This window comes from Nocardia sp. CA-120079 (assembly GCF_050955745.1).
Taxonomy (GTDB): domain Bacteria; phylum Actinomycetota; class Actinomycetes; order Mycobacteriales; family Mycobacteriaceae; genus Nocardia.
Window position 1 is genome coordinate 1267238 of record NZ_CP192088.1, and the last position, 17475, is coordinate 1284712.

14 protein-coding genes are annotated in these 17475 nt (G+C 65.7%); 9 read left to right on the plus strand and 5 right to left on the minus strand.

Going from position 1 to position 17475, the window contains the following annotated elements; all coding sequences use genetic code 11:
* The first annotated feature begins 53 nt into the window (after positions 1 to 53).
* The 3 genes from ACQPYR_RS05755 to ACQPYR_RS05765 all read left to right on the plus strand — a co-directional run bounded on the left by ACQPYR_RS05755 (position 54) and on the right by ACQPYR_RS05765 (position 2207).
* Complete coding sequence (locus ACQPYR_RS05755; protein ID WP_433628470.1) at positions 54 to 956, plus strand: LysR family transcriptional regulator; 903 nt, start codon at positions 54 to 56, stop codon at positions 954 to 956.
* A 65-nt stretch (positions 957 to 1021) separates the two neighbouring features.
* Positions 1022 to 1702 (plus strand): nucleoside/nucleotide kinase family protein, encoded by a 681-nt coding sequence (locus ACQPYR_RS05760; protein ID WP_433628473.1) that lies wholly within the window; start codon positions 1022 to 1024, stop codon positions 1700 to 1702.
* Between the two features lie 82 nt (positions 1703 to 1784).
* The gene (locus ACQPYR_RS05765; protein WP_433628476.1) at positions 1785 to 2207 is read left to right on the plus strand and encodes an SRPBCC family protein; all 423 of its coding nucleotides are present in this window, start codon (positions 1785 to 1787) and stop codon (positions 2205 to 2207) included.
* Positions 2208 to 2210: 3 nt separating this feature from the next.
* Here the strand turns inward: ACQPYR_RS05765 and pgi are convergent, their stop codons facing one another.
* On the minus strand, positions 2211 to 3848 hold the full coding sequence (pgi, locus tag ACQPYR_RS05770; RefSeq protein ID WP_433628479.1) for a glucose-6-phosphate isomerase: 1638 nt from the start codon (positions 3846 to 3848) through the stop codon (positions 2211 to 2213).
* A 195-nt stretch (positions 3849 to 4043) separates the two neighbouring features.
* Here pgi and ACQPYR_RS05775 point away from each other — a divergent pair, with 195 nt between their 5' ends.
* Positions 4044 to 5498: an NAD-dependent succinate-semialdehyde dehydrogenase gene (locus ACQPYR_RS05775; protein WP_433628482.1), complete on the plus strand. Its 1455-nt coding sequence runs from the start codon at positions 4044 to 4046 to the stop codon at positions 5496 to 5498.
* Between the two features lie 118 nt (positions 5499 to 5616).
* On the opposite strand, the gene ACQPYR_RS05780 is transcribed toward ACQPYR_RS05775, so the two are convergent.
* Positions 5617 to 5907: a chorismate mutase gene (locus ACQPYR_RS05780; protein WP_063036882.1), complete on the minus strand. Its 291-nt coding sequence runs from the start codon at positions 5905 to 5907 to the stop codon at positions 5617 to 5619.
* Between the two features lie 379 nt (positions 5908 to 6286).
* Between ACQPYR_RS05780 and pcrA the strand changes: the two genes are divergently transcribed.
* Complete coding sequence (pcrA, locus tag ACQPYR_RS05785) at positions 6287 to 8914, plus strand: DNA helicase PcrA (protein WP_433628485.1); 2628 nt, start codon at positions 6287 to 6289, stop codon at positions 8912 to 8914.
* Between the two features lie 53 nt (positions 8915 to 8967).
* The gene (locus tag ACQPYR_RS05790) at positions 8968 to 9393 is read left to right on the plus strand and encodes a hypothetical protein (protein WP_433628487.1); all 426 of its coding nucleotides are present in this window, start codon (positions 8968 to 8970) and stop codon (positions 9391 to 9393) included.
* Between the two features lie 428 nt (positions 9394 to 9821).
* On the opposite strand, the gene ACQPYR_RS05795 is transcribed toward ACQPYR_RS05790, so the two are convergent.
* Positions 9822 to 10652, minus strand: a complete 831-nt coding sequence (locus ACQPYR_RS05795; protein WP_433635022.1) for a M23 family metallopeptidase — start codon at positions 10650 to 10652, stop codon at positions 9822 to 9824.
* Between the two features lie 1925 nt (positions 10653 to 12577).
* Complete coding sequence (locus ACQPYR_RS05800) at positions 12578 to 13657, minus strand: peptidoglycan DD-metalloendopeptidase family protein (protein WP_433628490.1); 1080 nt, start codon at positions 13655 to 13657, stop codon at positions 12578 to 12580.
* A 12-nt stretch (positions 13658 to 13669) separates the two neighbouring features.
* On the opposite strand from ACQPYR_RS05800, the gene ACQPYR_RS05805 reads away from it, so the two are divergent.
* The 3 genes from ACQPYR_RS05805 to sucD all read left to right on the plus strand — a co-directional run bounded on the left by ACQPYR_RS05805 (position 13670) and on the right by sucD (position 16461).
* Positions 13670 to 13975 (plus strand): hypothetical protein, encoded by a 306-nt coding sequence (locus ACQPYR_RS05805; protein WP_433628492.1) that lies wholly within the window; start codon positions 13670 to 13672, stop codon positions 13973 to 13975.
* A 393-nt stretch (positions 13976 to 14368) separates the two neighbouring features.
* Complete coding sequence (gene sucC / locus ACQPYR_RS05810; protein ID WP_433628495.1) at positions 14369 to 15535, plus strand: ADP-forming succinate--CoA ligase subunit beta; 1167 nt, start codon at positions 14369 to 14371, stop codon at positions 15533 to 15535.
* 11 nt (positions 15536 to 15546) lie between these two features.
* A complete protein-coding gene (gene sucD, locus ACQPYR_RS05815; RefSeq protein ID WP_433628498.1) occupies positions 15547 to 16461 on the plus strand; it encodes a succinate--CoA ligase subunit alpha in 915 nt (304 codons plus the stop codon).
* A 57-nt stretch (positions 16462 to 16518) separates the two neighbouring features.
* On the opposite strand, the gene ACQPYR_RS05820 is transcribed toward sucD, so the two are convergent.
* Complete coding sequence (locus tag ACQPYR_RS05820; protein ID WP_433635023.1) at positions 16519 to 17460, minus strand: undecaprenyl-diphosphate phosphatase; 942 nt, start codon at positions 17458 to 17460, stop codon at positions 16519 to 16521.
* Positions 17461 to 17475: the final 15 nt, after the last annotated feature.

The window sequence follows — 17475 nt, forward strand, 5'->3', positions numbered from 1 at the left end:
CGCCGAGATATGCGACAAGCGAGAGTCACGCATATTTGATATGAGTAATCAGCATGGGTGAGTTCACGATCGTCGGATTGCGCGTAGTTCGGGAGGCCGCACGCAGCGGTTCGTTCTCGACGGCCGCGGAGAATCTGGGCTATACGCAGTCGGCGGTGTCCCGGCAGATCGCCCTGATGGAGCAGGCGGCGGGCCGGGCATTGTTCGAACGGCACGCGCGCGGCGTACAGACCACCGAGGCGGGACGGATTGTGCTGCGGCATGCCGAAACGGTGCTCGGCGGGCTCGGCTCCGCGCGGCAAGAACTCGACGAACTCACCGTGCGCCCGCCCGCCACACTCCGAGTCGGCGCATTCTCGACTGCCATGGCCGCACTGGTGCCAAGGGCCATTGCCGCCACCGCATCCCGACTCGCGCGAGTACCGCTACGCGAAGGGACCAGTCCGCGATTGGTATCCGCCGTCGCACGCGGTCGGCTGGATCTGGCGGTGGTGACCGAGACGCGGAACCTGCCCGCGGATACCGCGATCGAGCCACTACTGGACGACCCGCTGCTCATCGCCGTCCCGCCGGACCATGCGCTCGCGGGCCACGCCAGCGTCACGCCCGCGCAGCTGCGCGGGGAACGCTGGATCGCCGGCAGCACCGAGGTGAGCAGCACCCTGCTCGGCGCATGGCGCGACGCCACCTGGGAACCGGAGATCGCCTTCGTCGCCCGCGACTGGTTCGCCAAGCTCGGTCTGGTCGCGGCGGGTATGGGTAGCACCGTGGTACCCGGAATCGCGGTGCCGGTCCTGCCGCCGGGCATCGCACTGGTCCGCGTCGACCATCCCGCAGCGGTTCGCACGACGTGCGTCGTCTATCGAAGTGGTGACTCCCCGAGACAGATCTTCATCGAGGCACTGCGCGACGTCGCCGCCGACCTCGCCACCGAAGTCCGGCAGCGACTTCGATAGCCGACTTGTATAGCCACGCGCCCAAATTCGCAGCGGACCGACTCATGCTGAGTACTGTGATTTTGATGACACGGACTTCCGTCGAAATGCCGTTGCGCTCGCTGGTCGAGCACCTTCGGATCCGGGCGGCGGGGTGCGACCGACGGTACGTGCTCGGCATCGCCGGTCCGCCGGGTGCGGGTAAATCCACGCTCTCCAAGGCCATTCGCGACGATCTGAACAACCGGTCCGGTGCCCGAATCGCCGAGATCGCGCCGATGGACGGTTTCCACCTGCCCAACGCCGTACTGCGCGCGACGGCCAATCTGGAGCGCAAGGGCGAACCGCACACCTTCGACGTGGCCGCCTTCGTGGAAACCCTGCGCCGCCTGCGCGATACCCCACTCGGCGAGCCGGTGCCGTGGCCGACCTTCGACCGGGCCATCGAGGAACCGACTCCGGCCGGTGTCGTCTTCGATCGGCACGAGATCGCCATCACCGAGGGCAACTACCTGCTGCTGTCCGAGGGCGCCTGGTCGGGCGTCCGCGAATTCCTCGACGAGGTCTGGTACCTGGACGTGGCCCGCGAGGTGCTCGAACAACGCCTGCTGCGCCGCCACATTCGCGGCGGCCGCACCCCTGACGCCGCGAAAATCAAGGTGTACGACAGCGATCTACCCAATGCCGATCTGATCGCCGATACCAGGCACGGAGCCGACCTCGTTCTGCGTCAGCGCGGCGGCCGCTACTACGCCGCCGAGGGGTGATGTGCGCCCCGTCGCCGAATCACGCTGGAGGTGACATGATCTCGCTCGACAAATCGTGTCGAGGCAGCCGGGAGCAAGCGGAATGTGGGAGTACGAATACAGCGCGGAGACTGCGGTCGCGCCGGAGGCGCTGTGGCGGTGCTGGTCGGATGTGGAGTCCTGGCCCGAATGGAACGAGGGGCTCGACGAGATCGAAATCGACGGCCCGTTCGAGGTCGGCACTTCGTTCACCATGACGCTCCCCGGCGGCGATGCCGTGCGCATGCGCCTGGTGGAGATCGAAGCCGGCGAACTGTTCACCGATGAAATGGACGGTGGCGATTTCACCGTCGTCACCGAGCACCGCCTGGAGCCGGTGGGCGAGGGGTGGACCCGCGTCGTCTACCGGACCGAGATCATCGGCGACGCCGCCGATACCGTCGGCCCCGAAATCGGTCCGGAGATCACCGCCGACTTCCCGGATGTCGTCGCCGCCCTGATCAAGACGGCGCAGGCGCTGGGCTGAGGCTCAGCGGTTGTCGCGATACCAGCCGATCAGGGCGTCGGTGGACGAGTCCCCTTGCGACTGCGGCTCTTCCGGAGACGTCAGCAAGGGGGCCAGCGCGAGCGCCTGCTGCTTGCCGAGTTCCACACCCCACTGGTCGAAGCTGTCGATGCCCCAGATGGTGCCCTCGACGAATACCTGATGCTCGTAGAGCGCGATCAACTGGCCGACCACCGAGGGGGTGAGCTGCGGCGCGAGAATGGTGGTGCTCGGCCGATTGCCCGGCATCACCTTGTGCGGCACCACCTTCGGATCGGTGCCCTCGGCCGCGATCTCGTCGGCAGTCTTGCCGAAGGCGAGCACCTTGGTCTGCGCGAACAGGTTGCTCATCAGGATGTCGTGCATGCTGCCGGTGCCGTCGATGGTTGGCAGATCGGCGGTGGGCTGGGCGAATCCGATGAAATCGGCCGGGATCAGCCGGGTGCCCTGGTGCAGCAGCTGGTAGAAGGCGTGCTGGCCGTTGGTTCCCGGTTCGCCCCAGAAGATTTCGCCGGTCGAGGTGGTCACCGGGGTGCCGTCGGCGCGCACCGATTTGCCGTTGGACTCCATGGTCAGCTGCTGCAGATAGGCCGGAAAGCGCGACAGATCGTTCGAATAGGGCAGCACCGCACGCGATTCCGCGCCGAAGAAGTTCGAGTACCAGACGCCGAGCAGGCCGAGCAGTACCGGACCGTTGCGGTCCAGCGGCTCGGTCGCGAAATGCCGGTCGACGGCGTGCATTCCGGCCAGGAATTCGGCGAAGCGCTCCTTGCCGATCGTCGCCATCACCGAAAGACCGATGGCCGAATCCACCGAATACCGACCGCCGACCCAATCCCAGAAGCCGAACATATTCGCGGTGTCGATGCCGAATTCGGCGACCCGCTCGGCATTCGTCGAGACGGCCACGAAATGCTTCGCGACGGCATCCTCGCCGAGCGCGGCGACCAGCCAGCGCCGGGCGGCGGTGGCATTGGTCAGCGTCTCCAGCGTCGAAAACGTCTTGGAGGCAACAATGAACAGCGTGCCGGCCGGATCGAGTCCGTCGAGTTTCGCGAGCAGATCGGCCGGGTCGACATTCGAGACGAATCGGGCGCCGATCCCGGCATCGGCATAGTGCCGCAGCGCGCGGTGCACCATATCCGGGCCGAGATCCGAACCGCCGATGCCGATATTCACCACGGTCTTGATGCGCTCGCCGGTCGCGCCGCGCCACGCACCCGAGCGCACCGCGTCGGTGAATTCGCCCATCCGCCGCAGCACCTCGTGCACCTCGGCACCCGCATCCACGCCGTCCACGATGACCGATTCGCCCTCGGGCAGGCGCAGCGCGATATGTTCGACCGCCCGGTCCTCCGAGGTGTTGATGTGGTCGCCGCGGAACATCGCGTCGCGCCGTTGGGCCACCCCGGCCTCATCCGCCAATTCGACCAGCAGATGCAGGGTTTCCCGAGTGACGCGGTGCTTGCTGTAGTCGATGTGCAGGTCCCCGACCTGGACGATCAGCTCGCGGCCGCGGTCGGGATCCTCGACGAAGTATTCACGCAGGTGTCGTCCGGCGACGGCGCCATGGTGCTCGTGCAGTTTCCGCCAGGCCGCCGATGCGGTGATGTCGCTGCTCACGTCCGCGAGGTTACAAGCACTCGATCGGACGCGCAGGGAGGGACCGCATACTTTCGCCGATGTTGTCCTGACGGCTACCCCGTGGCGATCAGTCGCGTGTCGCTCGGACGGGGGTGCAGCCGCTCGCATAGGCCGGCGAATTTCGGATCGATGAGTCGAGGGTGATGCGCGAGCGCGCGGCTTAGGCTGGGGTACATGGTGTCCGAACGCGAAGTACTCCAATCCGTGCCGACGCAGCTGTGGATCGGCGGTCCCGTCGACGCCACCGGGGGCGGCACCTTCCCCGTGCACAATCCGGCCGACGGGCAGGTGCTGGCCGAAGTCGCCGACGCCACGCCGGAAGATGCCGTGCGCGCGCTCGACGCGGCCGTCGCGGTGCAGGCCGAATGGGCGGCGACACCGTCGCGGGAGCGCGGCGAGATCCTGCGCCGGGTTTTCGACCAGCTGACCGCGCGCGCCGAGGAATTCGCGCTGCTGATGACGCTGGAGATGGGCAAGGCGCTGCCGGAAAGCCGCAACGAGGTGCGCTACGGCGCCGAATTCTTCCGCTGGTTCAGTGAGGAGGCGGTGCGGGCGCACGGACGCTACTTGCACGCGCCGTCCGGCACCGGACGGATCATGGTGCACAAGCAGCCGGTCGGGCCGTGTCTGGCCATCACGCCGTGGAACTTCCCGCTCGCCATGGGCACCCGCAAGATCGGACCAGCGCTGGCCGCGGGCTGCACGATGATCGTCAAGCCCGCATCGGCAACCCCGCTGACCATGCTGGCGCTGGCCGAATTGTGCAGTGCGGCGGGGTTGCCGGACGGGGTGCTCTCGGTGATCACCTCCAGCCGTTCCGGCGCTGTCACCCAGCCGCTGCTCGACGATCCACGCCTGCGCAAGCTCACCTTCACCGGGTCCACCGAGGTCGGCAAGAAGCTGGTGGAGAAGTCGGCGAACGGGCTGCTGCGCACCTCGATGGAGCTCGGCGGCAACGCACCGTTCGTGGTTTTCGACGATGCCGATATCGACGCCGCCGTACAGGGCGCGATGCTGGCCAAACTGCGCAATGGCGGCGAGGCGTGCACCGCGGCCAACCGCTTCCACGTGCAGAACGGCGTGCTCGAGGAGTTCACCACCAAACTCGTCGAGGCGATGTCGAATACGGTCACCCTCGGGCCGGGCACCGATCCGAACACCACACTCGGCCCGCTGATCAACGAGGAGCAGCTCGATACCGTCAGCGAACTTGTCGATGACGCGGTGGCGGTCGGTGCGCAGGTCCGCCTCGGTGGCAAGGCGCCCGGCGGCCCCGGCTGGTTCTATCCCGCGACCATCCTCAGCGAGGTACCCGCGAATGCTCGGATCTTGCGCGAGGAGGTCTTCGGCCCCGTCGCCCCCATCGTCGGCTTCGACACCGAGGAGGAGGGCCTCGCCGCCGCCAACAACACCGAATTCGGCCTGGTGAGCTACGTCTACACCCGCGATCTCGACCGTGCCCTGCGCATCGCCGAGGGCATCGAATCCGGCATGGTCGGCATCAACCGCGGCGTAATTTCCGATCCCGCAGCACCTTTCGGTGGCGTCAAGGCCTCCGGCTTCGGCCGCGAAGGCGGTATCGAGGGTATCGAGGAGTACTTGTCCACCAAGTACATCGCGCTGACCTGACCCGCAGACATGAAACGACCGCCCCGGGGTGAAATACACCCGGGGCGGCCTTGTGGAAGGCGGCGATCTCGCGAACGCCGCGTGGTCCGATCGGTCCGCTTTTGGCGGCCGGAGACTGTCAGTGGCCGAGTCGGCCGCGACCGAGGCGCAGCAGCAGCATGGCGAGAGTGTGGCCCTCCTGGCCGAGTTCGCTGAAGCGCTCGAGCACCTTCATCTCACGACTGTGTACGAGGCGGGGGCCGCCGGAGGCCATGCGCGTGCGACCGATGATCCGGGAGATCTCGGAGCGGCGCTTGACGGCGGCCAGGATTTCCGCGTCGAGCTGGTCGATCTCCTTGCGGAGCTTGTCGATCTCGGCCTCGGTGTGGGGCAGAGCCGAATCGGACCCGGTCGTGGCGGGGGTGCTCATCATTCATCTCCTCGTGTCAGAACATGGATCGGCCGGTGAGCCGAGCTCGTTACCGATCGGTTCTTTCACCGTGTAAAACAAACCTGGTAGGTCTTGCAATCCTCCCCCAGGCAGCGCGCTCAGGTACAAAGCCCGCGATCACGATATCCGGCCGTCAGCCGAATCGGATACTTCGCGGCGGGAGCGCAGGTCATGTGGGCCAGTGTGCCACGGGGCCGAAGCAATGCAAAACACCTCATTTTGTGAATCTCCCGAGTAAGGCTTGCACGTTGCGACGCCCGTGTCGACCCGGGGCGGTTCACCTGCCGTTCGCTGAATGGACACCGATGTCGACGGGGACTTCATCTCTGTCGGTGCCCGCCGGTAGCGTGGATGGGCGATGGACATCACGGTGGCTCCCAAGACGCAGGCCGGGCGGACTCGGCACCAGGATTCAGCCCAGAAACCGCAGGTCGACGCTGCTCGCACCGAGGAGATGGGCGAGTCCGCCGTGCCCACCGCTACGGGGGTCCCGCATCCGGCCGTCGATGATGCGTCGCGGCGTGTCGTGGACGACAAGCACCGTGTCGAACAAGAAAAGCGTCGCGCCGAACGTGAGCAACGTCGCGCGGAGGAGGCCGAGCGGCTGCTCGACGGTCTCAATCCGCAGCAGCGCGCCGCGGTCGTGCACACCGGTGCGCCGCTGCTGATCGTCGCGGGCGCGGGTTCGGGCAAGACCGCCGTGCTCACCCGGCGCATCGCCTACTTGCTGGCTGCTCGTGGCGTAACCCCTGGTCAGGTCCTGGCCATCACCTTCACCAATAAGGCCGCCGCCGAAATGCGCGAGCGGGTGAGCGGGCTGGTCGGCCCGCGCGCGAACAACATGTGGGTCTCGACCTTCCACTCCAGCTGCGTCCGCATCCTGCGCATGCAGGCCGCGCTGCTGCCCGGCCTGAATTCCAATTTCTCCATCTACGACGCCGACGATTCCCGGCGGTTGCTCACCATGATCAGCCGCGACTTCGATATCGACGTCAAGAAATATTCGGCGCGGCTGCTGGCCACTGCCATCTCGAATTTGAAGAACGAGCTCATCGGGCCGGAGCAGGCCACCGCCGATGCCGAAACCGACGAAACCGAACTGCCCGGACTCGTCGCCCGCGTGTACACCGAATATCAGCGCCGGTTGCGTTCGGCGAACGCACTCGACTTCGACGATCTGATCGGTGAAACGGTGGCGCTGCTGCAGAACCATCCGCAGGTCGCCGAGTACTACCGTCGCCGGTTCCGGCATGTGCTGGTCGACGAGTACCAGGACACCAACCACGCCCAATACATCCTGGTTCGCGAGTTGGTCGGGCATCACGCGCAAGAGCAGGCCGAAGACGCGGTCGAGCCGAGCGAACTGTGCGTTGTCGGCGACGCGGACCAGTCCATCTACGCCTTCCGCGGCGCGACCATCCGCAATATCGAGGAATTCGAACGCGACTTCCCGGATGCGGAAACCATTCTGCTCGAACAGAACTACCGCTCCACCCAGAACATTCTGTCTGCCGCCAACGCGGTGATATCGCGCAATGAGAAGCGCCGGGACAAGCGGCTGTGGACCGATTCCGGTGAGGGCGATCTGCTCACCGGCTACGTCGCCGACAACGAGCACGACGAGGCCTCGTTCGTGGCGCGCGAGATCGACCGGCTGGTGGACGCGGGCGATGCCAACTACAGCGATGTCGCGGTCTTCTACCGCACCAACAACAACTCCCGCGCGTTGGAAGAAATCTTCATTCGCATGGGACTGCCCTACAAGGTGGTCGGCGGCGTGCGCTTCTACGAGCGCAAGGAGGTGCGCGATATCGTCGCGTATCTGCGCGTGCTCGACAATCCGGAGGACACGGTGAGCCTGCGCCGCATCCTCAACACCCCGCGCCGCGGCATCGGCGACCGGGCCGAGGCCTGCGTGGCAGTGCATGCCGAACAGCGCGGCCTCGGTTTCGCCGAGGCACTGCGCGATGCGGCCGATGGCAAAGTGGCACTGCTCAATACGCGGGCGCAGCGCGCGATCGCCGGATTCCTCGACCTGCTCGAAGAGGTGCGGGCGGCCGGTGCACAGCCGGATCAGGACTTCCCCGACCTCGGCAACATGGTCGAGGCGGTACTCGACCGCACCGGCTACCGGGCCGAGTTGGAGGGTTCCGACGATCCCCAGGACGGTGCCCGGCTCGACAACCTCAACGAATTGGTGAGCGTCGCACGGGAATTCAGCTCCGAGGCCTACAACAACGCCGAAGCCGCCCGGGAAGAGGGACTGGTGCCCGAGGTGGCCGAGGGGGAACCAGACCCTGGCTCGCTCGCCGCCTTCCTCGAACGCGTATCGCTGGTGGCCGATAGCGATCAGCTGCCCGAGGAGGGCACCGGCGTGGTCACCATGATGACGCTGCACACCGCCAAGGGCCTGGAATTCCCGGTGGTCTTCGTGACCGGTTGGGAGGACGGGCAGTTCCCGCATATGCGCGCCCTCGGCGATCCGACCGAACTGGCCGAGGAACGCCGCCTCGCCTACGTCGGCATCACCCGGGCGCGGCAACGGCTCTATGTCACCCGCGCGGTGGTGCGCTCCGGCTGGGGGCAGCCGGTCTCGAATCCGGAATCCCGATTCCTGCAAGAGATTCCGGCCCACCTCGTCGACTGGCAGCGGTTGGAGCCGAAGGGTTCGCCACTCACTCGCGGCATCCGCCGCCGCGGCGACGACGACGGCCTGGAACACGACTGGACCCGCGACGGCTGGAATCAGCCGCGACCGGGCGTCAGCGACCGCGCCCCACGCCGCCCCGCACCCGGCGGTGCAAGCCGCAACAATGCCAATCTCGTACTGGCGGTTGGCGATCGAGTCAGCGACGACAAGTACGGCCTCGGCCGAGTGGTCGCCGCCGAAGGCTTCGGCCCCTTGGCGACCGTCACCATCGACTTCGGCACCGCGGGCAAGATCCGCCTCATCCCGCAATACAGCCGCACCCTGGTCAAGCTCTGATAGGGGCCTTGGACCCCTGATCTATCGACGATGCTGTCGGTAGCGTGCGCGACATGGAAACCGTCGCGCAATACCTGCTGTGGTTGCTTCCGATGCTGTGGCTCGGCATGGTGCTGGCCATCTCGTTCCTGGAAGCGCCGCTGAAGTTCCGGGCGCCGGGCATCACCGTGCCACTCGGCCTCGGCATCGGACGGCTGGTATTCCGGGCGCTGAATATCGTGGAGACCGTCCTCGCCGCCCTGTTGATCGTGGCGAGCTTGGTCGTCGCACCCAGCGGTGCCGTTCGGATCTGGCTCGGCATCGCCGCCGCGATCCTCGCAATCCAACTCCTCGCGGTCCGGCCACTGCTGACCCGCCGCTCGGACCGCGTGCTCGCGGGCGCAGAGGTCCCGCGCTCGCACGCTCACTATTGGTATGTGGGGTTGGAGGTAGTCAAGGTCGTGGGTTTGATCGGACTGGCAATCGCTGCCGCGCCGTAGGCCTGACTTCAGTGCCGGCTCGTTCTGCGTCGGAGCGGGCAGATAGGTGGGTGGTGTCGGGCGGGGATACGAGGTGACTGCCGTTGGTGGCATCGAAGCACAGCCTTTGGCTGGACCACTCCGGGTCGCCTAAACCAGCGGCGACTACCACGCCAACGAGCACCAAAATGCGACAGCGCCAACACCCCCATCGCCACAGCGCCTCCTCCACCAGCTGGTCAGATGTTCACTATGCGCTGGTGGAGTGGTCTCTCGACCGATGCCGCCCTCAGCGCATGGTGAACATCTGACCAATGCCAGATCTGGGTCTCGAGGGGGGCCAGCGGGAGTGGGGGCACAATGCTGGGTGGACCGGCCATCTCATCGAGGGGGCTCGGCGCTTGCTGGTGAGTCTCTGGGGTGAGGGGTTCGGGGCTGTTGGTGCGGGGTCAGTCGCGTTCTTGGCCGAGGCTGATGCCGCGGGTGGCGAGCCAGGGGAGGGGGTCGATGCGGTCGGTGCCGTTGAGCCAGACTTCGAAGTGGCAGTGTGGGCCGGTGGATTCGCCGCGGTTGCCGACAGTGGCGATCTCGTCGCCCGCGATGACGTGCTCGCCCACCGAGACCAGTGCGGTATTGATGTGGCCGTACACCGTGACGGTGCCGTCGTCGCCGCGCATCCGTACCCACATGCCGAAACCCGCTGCCGGGCCGGCGTCGATAACGGTGCCGTCCTCGACCGCGTAGATCGGTGTGCCGATGGGTGCGGCGACGTCGACACCGGGATGCAGCACGCCCCAGCGCTCGCCGTATCCGGAAGTGAATGTGCCCGAAGCGAACTTCGTGAACAGCGGCCGCAGCTTCGCCTCCACCTCCGCCGCCAAGTCCTGCGCGAACTTATCGCCGTTCTCCAGCACATCGGAGAACTGCCCGAGGTTCGTCGGAGTGGCCGTGTCGAGCAACTCCGGTGTCGTCGGCAGGTCACCGCTCACCGGCTCCAACGCCTGCTGCTGCCCGACGGCCTCCAATTCCGCTGTCTGCGGCGACTTTTCACTACCCGCCGCCAAATTCTGCCCCGCAGCCACAATCGCCCCCGCCGCCACCGCGATAACGGCCGCTCGCCCCTTCAACGCCCGCGGCGGCGCGGGCACCCGATGCGCACCACCCCGCCGCTTCCGCCGCCCGGCCGAATCGGCAGGAGCACCCGCCCGCCCCTCGACATCCCGAGCACCGCCCACACCCCCGAAATCGCTACCACCCCGAGCCCCACCGCGATTCCGCAAAGCGTCGTCGCGCCGAGCGCCATCGCGATGCTGGAGCGCGATCCCATCCCGGTCCACGCCCTCATCGAGGCCGCCATCGAATCCGCGCCAGTCTGCGTTGCCCGCACTGTAAAGCAGACTGGCGCCGTAATCGTGGTTTGCGTCGTAGTACTGGTCTGCATCGTGTTCTTGGCGGACGCCGGCACTCAGGCTTGTCTCCTGACTCCCGCCTACGCCTTCGCCCTGGCTTTCGCCGTGGTGCTGGATAGCGCGGCCGTTCCAGTCCAGGCTCTTATCGCGGTCGCCGTGGAGCTGGTGCCAGCCGCGATTACCCACGCCGTGGTCCAGGCTGTTGCCGTACTCCGGGCTTGGGTCGCACTCGCTCGTGCCGTGTTCCTGGCGTGTGCTGTGGTCTTGGCGTGTGCTGTGATGTTGGCGTGCGCTGTGGTGTTGGCTTGTGCCGTCGCTCTGGCTTGTGCCGTCGCCGATCCAGTTCAAGCCCTGATCGTGGTCGCCGACGGGCTCGCGCCAGCCGCCGTTGCCCATGCCGTTGTCCAGGCTGGTGCCGTGGTACTGGCCTACGTGACCCGGACTTGCGCTGTGATCTTGGCCTGCCCCGTAATTCCGGTAGGCGCCACCGTTCCAGGTCAAATTCTGATCGTGGCCGTCGCCGAGCTCGTGCCAGCTGCCGTTGCCCGTGCTGTAGATCAGGCTGTCGCTGTAATCCTGGTTGGTGCCGTAGCCCTGGCTTGTGGCGTAATCCTGGATAGCGGCGCCGGGCCAGTCGATGCTTTCATCGGGGTCCTCGCCGAACACACGCCCGCCGACGCCCGCGCTGTGGCCATACTCCTGGCTTGCGCCGTAGCCCTGGCGCATGCGCTCGCTCTGGCTTTTGCCGGGGTCCTCGGTCGCGCGGCCGTACCAGCCCAGACCTTGTTCGCCGTCGCCGGGGAACCCGTGCCAGTCGGCATTGCCCGTGCTGTAGATCAGGCTGTCGCCGTAATCGTGGCCTGCGTTGTAGTCCTGCCCTGCGGCGTGATCCTGGCTTGCGCGGTATTCCTGGACAGCGCCGTGATCCTGTATGGCGTCGTCGTTCCAGTCCAGGTTTTCATCGCGGCCGTCGCCGAACTGGTGCCGGCTTCCGTTGCTCGTGCTGTAGATCAGGCTGTCGCCGTAATCGTGGTTTGCGTCGTAGTTCTGGCCTGCGTTGTGGTTCGGCCTTGTGCCGTCGCTCTGGCTTGCGTCGTGATCCTGTATGGCGTCGCGGTTCCAGTCCAGGTTTTCATCGCGGCCGTCGCCGAACTGGTGCCGACTTCCGTTGCCCGCGCTGTAAAGCGGGCTATCACCATAATTTTGGTTTGTGTCGTTGATCTGGCCGACGCCCTGATCCTGGTCTGTGCTGTAGTCCTGCCCAGCGTGATACTGGCTGCCGCTGTAGCTCTGCCACGCGCGGTCCTGCCACGCGGCGGAGTTCCGTCCCCCGCTGTAGCTCTGAATAACACTGTCGAACGCTGAATCCGCTTGCGACCATTGATCATTCAGCTGCCAGGATTCGACGTCGTTCGACTGCCCTGAGGATTGCCAAGAATTATCTAGATAATGCTGAACCGGTACTCTTCGCTCATCGGAGCCCGATAGCCACTCTCGCGTCATCGCGGTAACCGCATCACATCACTGGCGCGCCCGAATTGTCCTGAATGCGAGAAAGGTTCGAAAGTTCCTGGTCTTCGGGTGTCGTGGACAGCGCTCGGGGTGTTGGTAACGCGCATGGAGATGTCTATCCTCCGGTCACAACTACGGAAGGGAAACGGGTCCATCGACGGTAACGAATCGATAGCGGTACCGCAACCAGTCGTTCGATGAATCCTATTGCTGCACTTTGAATTCGGCTCCGAGCGCGCAGGGATACACCGACTCCGAAGAGAGTCCCTTGCCCGGAAAATGAATCAGTCGCGCTGCGGGCCCAAGCTGATGCCGCGTGTCGCCAACCACGGCAGCGGATCGACCTTGTCGACACCGTTCAACCACACTTCGAAATGGCAGTGCGGGCCGGTGGAGAAACCACGGTTGCCGATGGTGGCGATCTGATCACCGGCCAGCACGCGCTGACCCTGCGACACCGTCGCGGTGTCGATGTGGCCGTAGATGGTGACGGTGCCGTCATCGTGCAGCAGTCGCACCCACATACCGAATCCGGATGCCGGACCTGCCTCGATCACGGTGGCGTCGGCGACGGCGTAGATCGGCGTGCCGATCGGGCCCGCGATATCGACGCCGAGATGCTGTACCCCCCAGCGGGCGCCGAATCCGGAGGTGAAATTGCCTGCCGCGAATTTGGTGAACAGCGGGCGGAGTTTCGAGGCCTCCTGCGCCGCCAGATCGTCGGCGAACTTCTGCCCCTTTTGCAGCATGTCGCCGAACTGACCGAGATTGGTCGGCGCCGAAACACTGAGCACCTGAGGCGAATCCGGCGAAGTATTCGGATCGGCCACGCTGACCGACTGCGCCGCGATTTCGTGAATCTGTCCGGCGGCCTCGTAATCGACGGCCTGCGAAGGCTGTTCGGGCGAGGCAAAGGCGGCCTGTCCGGCGGCGACCACCGCACCCGCGGCGACGGCGACGACCGCGGCGCGGCCCTTGAGCGAGGTCGGGGGCGCGGGCATCCGATGCGCGCCACCATTACCGCGGTTCGCCCGGCGGCCCGGGATCACAGTGGGCCGGGCCGACCCTTCCGGATCCTCGGATTCCCAGGAAGAGTCGCTGCCATCCCACGATTCGCCATCCCAGGACTCGTCGGCGTCCCAGGCCCCGTCCGCCTCCGGCGTCCATGATGCCTCGGAGTCGGCGTGCCAGGTCTCGTTGTCCTCGGGAGTCCAGGAATCTTCGGACGCCCACGCACCGCCATCGGCCCAGGAATCGCCCTGCGTCCAAGCCTGCGACTGTCCCCACGAATCGACTTGTGGCGACGCGGCCTGCGCCTGCCCCCAAGCGGAATCGGATTGTGCCCAAGAATCGTTCGCACTCAACGAGCTGTCCTCGTGTCCGCCGGTCGCATATCGATGCCCACCGGCACGCCGCGACGAAGTCCCGAAGGGATCTATCGCAGCATTGGAATGTCCACCGAATCCCTCGTCGTCATCGGATCGGTAACGATGTCCGGAGCGAGCGCGATTTTCGGTTGCGAAGGTCGAGCGATGGTTCATCGGTGGTGCCACATCATCATCATCGAGCGAGAGATCACGGTGTCGAACTGCCTGGTCATAGGCGTTAAGGAACGGCTCTCCGTCTGCGGAGTGCTGTGCTGCGTCAAGCTTGCCGTCCTCCTAGTCGTGACCGTGTTGTGACATCGACCGCATTGACGGTAACGAAACGATTGCGCGGTCCGCAAGCGCTACGTGCGATCCGTCCAAACATGTGAGATTGATCACGGTAACGCACCGGAATATCTCACTGCGATCGGGGCACGCGGGTGAGGCAGCGCGACGACGAGCCGTAGTAGAAGGCCGCCGGTCAACCGGTTCGGCGGCTCTACCTGCCGCGCCATCAGCAACCTACTGGCGAGTAGCCTTGGCCAGGCGTTTTCCCGCCCTGGGCAGCACCCCGTGACCTGCGCCACTTAGGATGAACGTGGCCGTTTGGCCCTCCATGTGACTGGTTAAAGTCCGACCCGACCCGCTTCCGACGTCGGGCCGCCAACAAAGACGTTGTCATCACAACGCAGACGAGACGGTGAGTACATGGATCTCTTCGAATATCAGGCGAAGGAGCTCTTCGTTAAGCACGGAGTGCCTTCGTCCGAGGGCCGCGTCACGGACACGGCCGAGGACGCCCGCGCCATCGCGGCGGAAATCGGCAAGCCGGTGATGATCAAGGCCCAGGTGAAGGCCGGTGGCCGCGGCAAGGCGGGTGGCGTCAAGTTCGCCGCCACTCCGGACGACGCGCTCACGCACGCGCAGAACATCATCGGCCTGGATATCAAGGGCCACATCACCAAGAAGATCCTTGTCGCCGAAGCCAAGGACATCGCGGAGGAGTACTACATCTCCTTCCTCCTGGACCGCTCCAACCGCACCTACCTGGCCATGTGCTCGGTCGAAGGCGGTATGGAGATCGAAGAGGTCGCCGCGACCAAGCCCGAGCGCCTCGCCAAGGTGCCCGTCGACGCCGTCAAGGGTGTCGACCTCGCGTTCGCCCGCTCGATCGCCGAGCAGGGCCACCTGCCCGCCGACGTGCTCGACGCCGCGGCCGTGACCATCCAGAAGCTCTGGGAGGTGTTCATCGGCGAGGACGCCACCCTGGTAGAGGTCAACCCGCTGGTGCGGACCCCCGACAACGAGATCCTCGCGCTCGACGGCAAGGTCACCCTGGACGAGAACGCCGAATTCCGCCACGCGGACCACGAGGCCTTCGCGGACAAGGATGCGACCGATCCGCTGGAGCTCAAGGCCAAGGAGAACGACCTCAACTACGTCAAGCTCGACGGTGAAGTCGGCATCATCGGCAACGGTGCGGGTCTGGTCATGTCCACCCTCGACGTGGTCGCCTACGCCGGCGAGAACCACAGCGGCGTCAAGCCCGCCAACTTCCTCGACATCGGTGGTGGCGCCTCGGCCGAGGTCATGGCCGCCGGCCTCGATGTCATCCTGGGTGATGCCCAGGTCAAGAGCGTGTTCGTCAATGTTTTCGGTGGTATCACCGCCTGTGACGCGGTCGCCAACGGCATCGTGAAGGCGCTGGAAATCCTTGGTGCCGAGGCGAACAAGCCGCTGGTCGTCCGTCTCGACGGCAACAAGGTGGACGAGGGTCGCAAGATTCTCGTCGATGCCGCGCATCCGCTGATCACACTTGCGCAGACAATGGACGAAGGCGCCGACAAGGCCGCCGAACTGGCAGCGGCCAAGTAAGGAAACCGGAAATGTCTATCTTCCTCAACAAGGATTCCAAGGTCATCGTCCAGGGCATCACCGGCGGTGAGGGCACCAAGCACACCGCCCTGATGCTCAAGGCCGGCACCCAGGTCGTGGGCGGCGTCAACGCGCGCAAGGCGGGCACCACCGTCGCGCACACCGACAAGGACGGCAACGCGGTCGAGCTGCCGGTGTTCGGCACTGTCGAAGAGGCCATCAAGGCGACCGGCGCTGACGTGTCCATCGCCTTCGTGCCGCCGAAGTTCTCGAAGGACGCCATCATCGAGGCCATCGACGCGGAGATCCCGCTGCTCGTGGTCATCACCGAGGGCATTCCGGTGCAGGACACCGCGTACGCGTGGGCCTACAACGTGGAGAAGGGCAACAAGACCCGGATCATCGGCCCGAACTGCCCGGGCATCATCACTCCCGGCGAGTCGTTGGTCGGCATCACCCCGGCCAACATCACCGGCAAGGGCCCGGTCGGCCTGGTGTCGAAGTCCGGCACCCTGACCTACCAGATGATGTACGAGCTGCGTGACTTCGGCTTCTCCACCGCCATCGGCATCGGCGGCGACCCGGTCATCGGCACCACCCACATCGACGCCATCGAGGCGTTCGAGAAGGATCCCGAGACCAAGCTGATCGTGATGATCGGTGAGATCGGCGGCGACGCCGAGGAGCGGGCCGCGGCCTACATCAAGGCCAATGTCACCAAGCCGGTCGTCGGCTACGTCGCGGGCTTCACCGCTCCCGAGGGCAAGACCATGGGCCACGCGGGCGCCATCGTGTCCGGTTCGGCCGGTACCGCCCAGGCGAAGAAGGATGCGCTCGAGGCCGCCGGTGTGAAGGTCGGCAAGACGCCGTCCGAGACCGCCGCGCTGGCGCGGGAGATCCTGGAGAAGGCAAGCGTCACCGCCTGATTCGCTGATCGAACGAAGGCCGCCATCCCGATTGGGGTGGCGGCCTTCGGCGTTGTATCAGAAGAAGTGGACTACCGAAGCGATTCCGAAAACGAGGCTGTACGCCGCGAACGGCAACAGTGAATTCGATTTGAAGTAGCGCTCCAGGAAGCGGACCGCCAGATACGCCGCGCCGCCCGCGACGATTGATCCGACCAGTACCTGGCCGAGGATTCCGTCGCCCTGCGGACCGGCCAGCGTCGGCAGCTTCAGTACGCCGGCCGCCAGAATGACCGGAGTGGCAAGCAGGAAGGCGAATTTCGCCGCGTCCTCGTGGTCCAAACCGCGCAGCAGGCCGCCGACCATTGTCATGCCGGAGCGGCTGATGCCCGCGAACAGTGCGCCTGCCTGCGAGACACCGATGATCAACGCGTCCTTGACCGATAGATCGCCGAGGCCGGTCGGCTCCTCCGCCGTCGCGACGAAATATCCCTCTTCGATGGCCTTGGCCCGTGCCTCGGACTCGGCGAAGCGGCGGCCGTAGTCGGACAGCGTCGGCTGGCTGCGGCGACGCATCACCTCACCGGTGACCAGCACGACTCCGTTCAACGTCAGAAATAGGCCCGCCGCAAGGGGTTTCGCGAACAACGTGCGCAACGGATGTTCCAGCAGCAACCCGAGAACGCCGACCGGCACGGTCGCCAGGGCCACCAGCCACGCCAGGCGCTGTGTCGAGGTTTCGATCCGGCGGGTGCGCAGTGTGGTCAGGAAGCCGGCCACGATCTCGACCCAGTCGCGCCAATAGAACACCAGCAGCGCGATCGCGGTCGCCACGTGCAGTCCGACCACGAAGGCGAGATACGGTGTGCCGGAATCGGAATCGCCCTGGGTGACCAGATCGCTCCAGGACCCACCCAGCCACGCGGGCACCAAAACGGAATGACCCAGGCTGGAAATCGGGAACAGTTCGGTTATGCCTTGCAGTGCGCCGATCACAACGGCTTGGGTGTAGGTGAGCATCGCCTGACAGCTTGG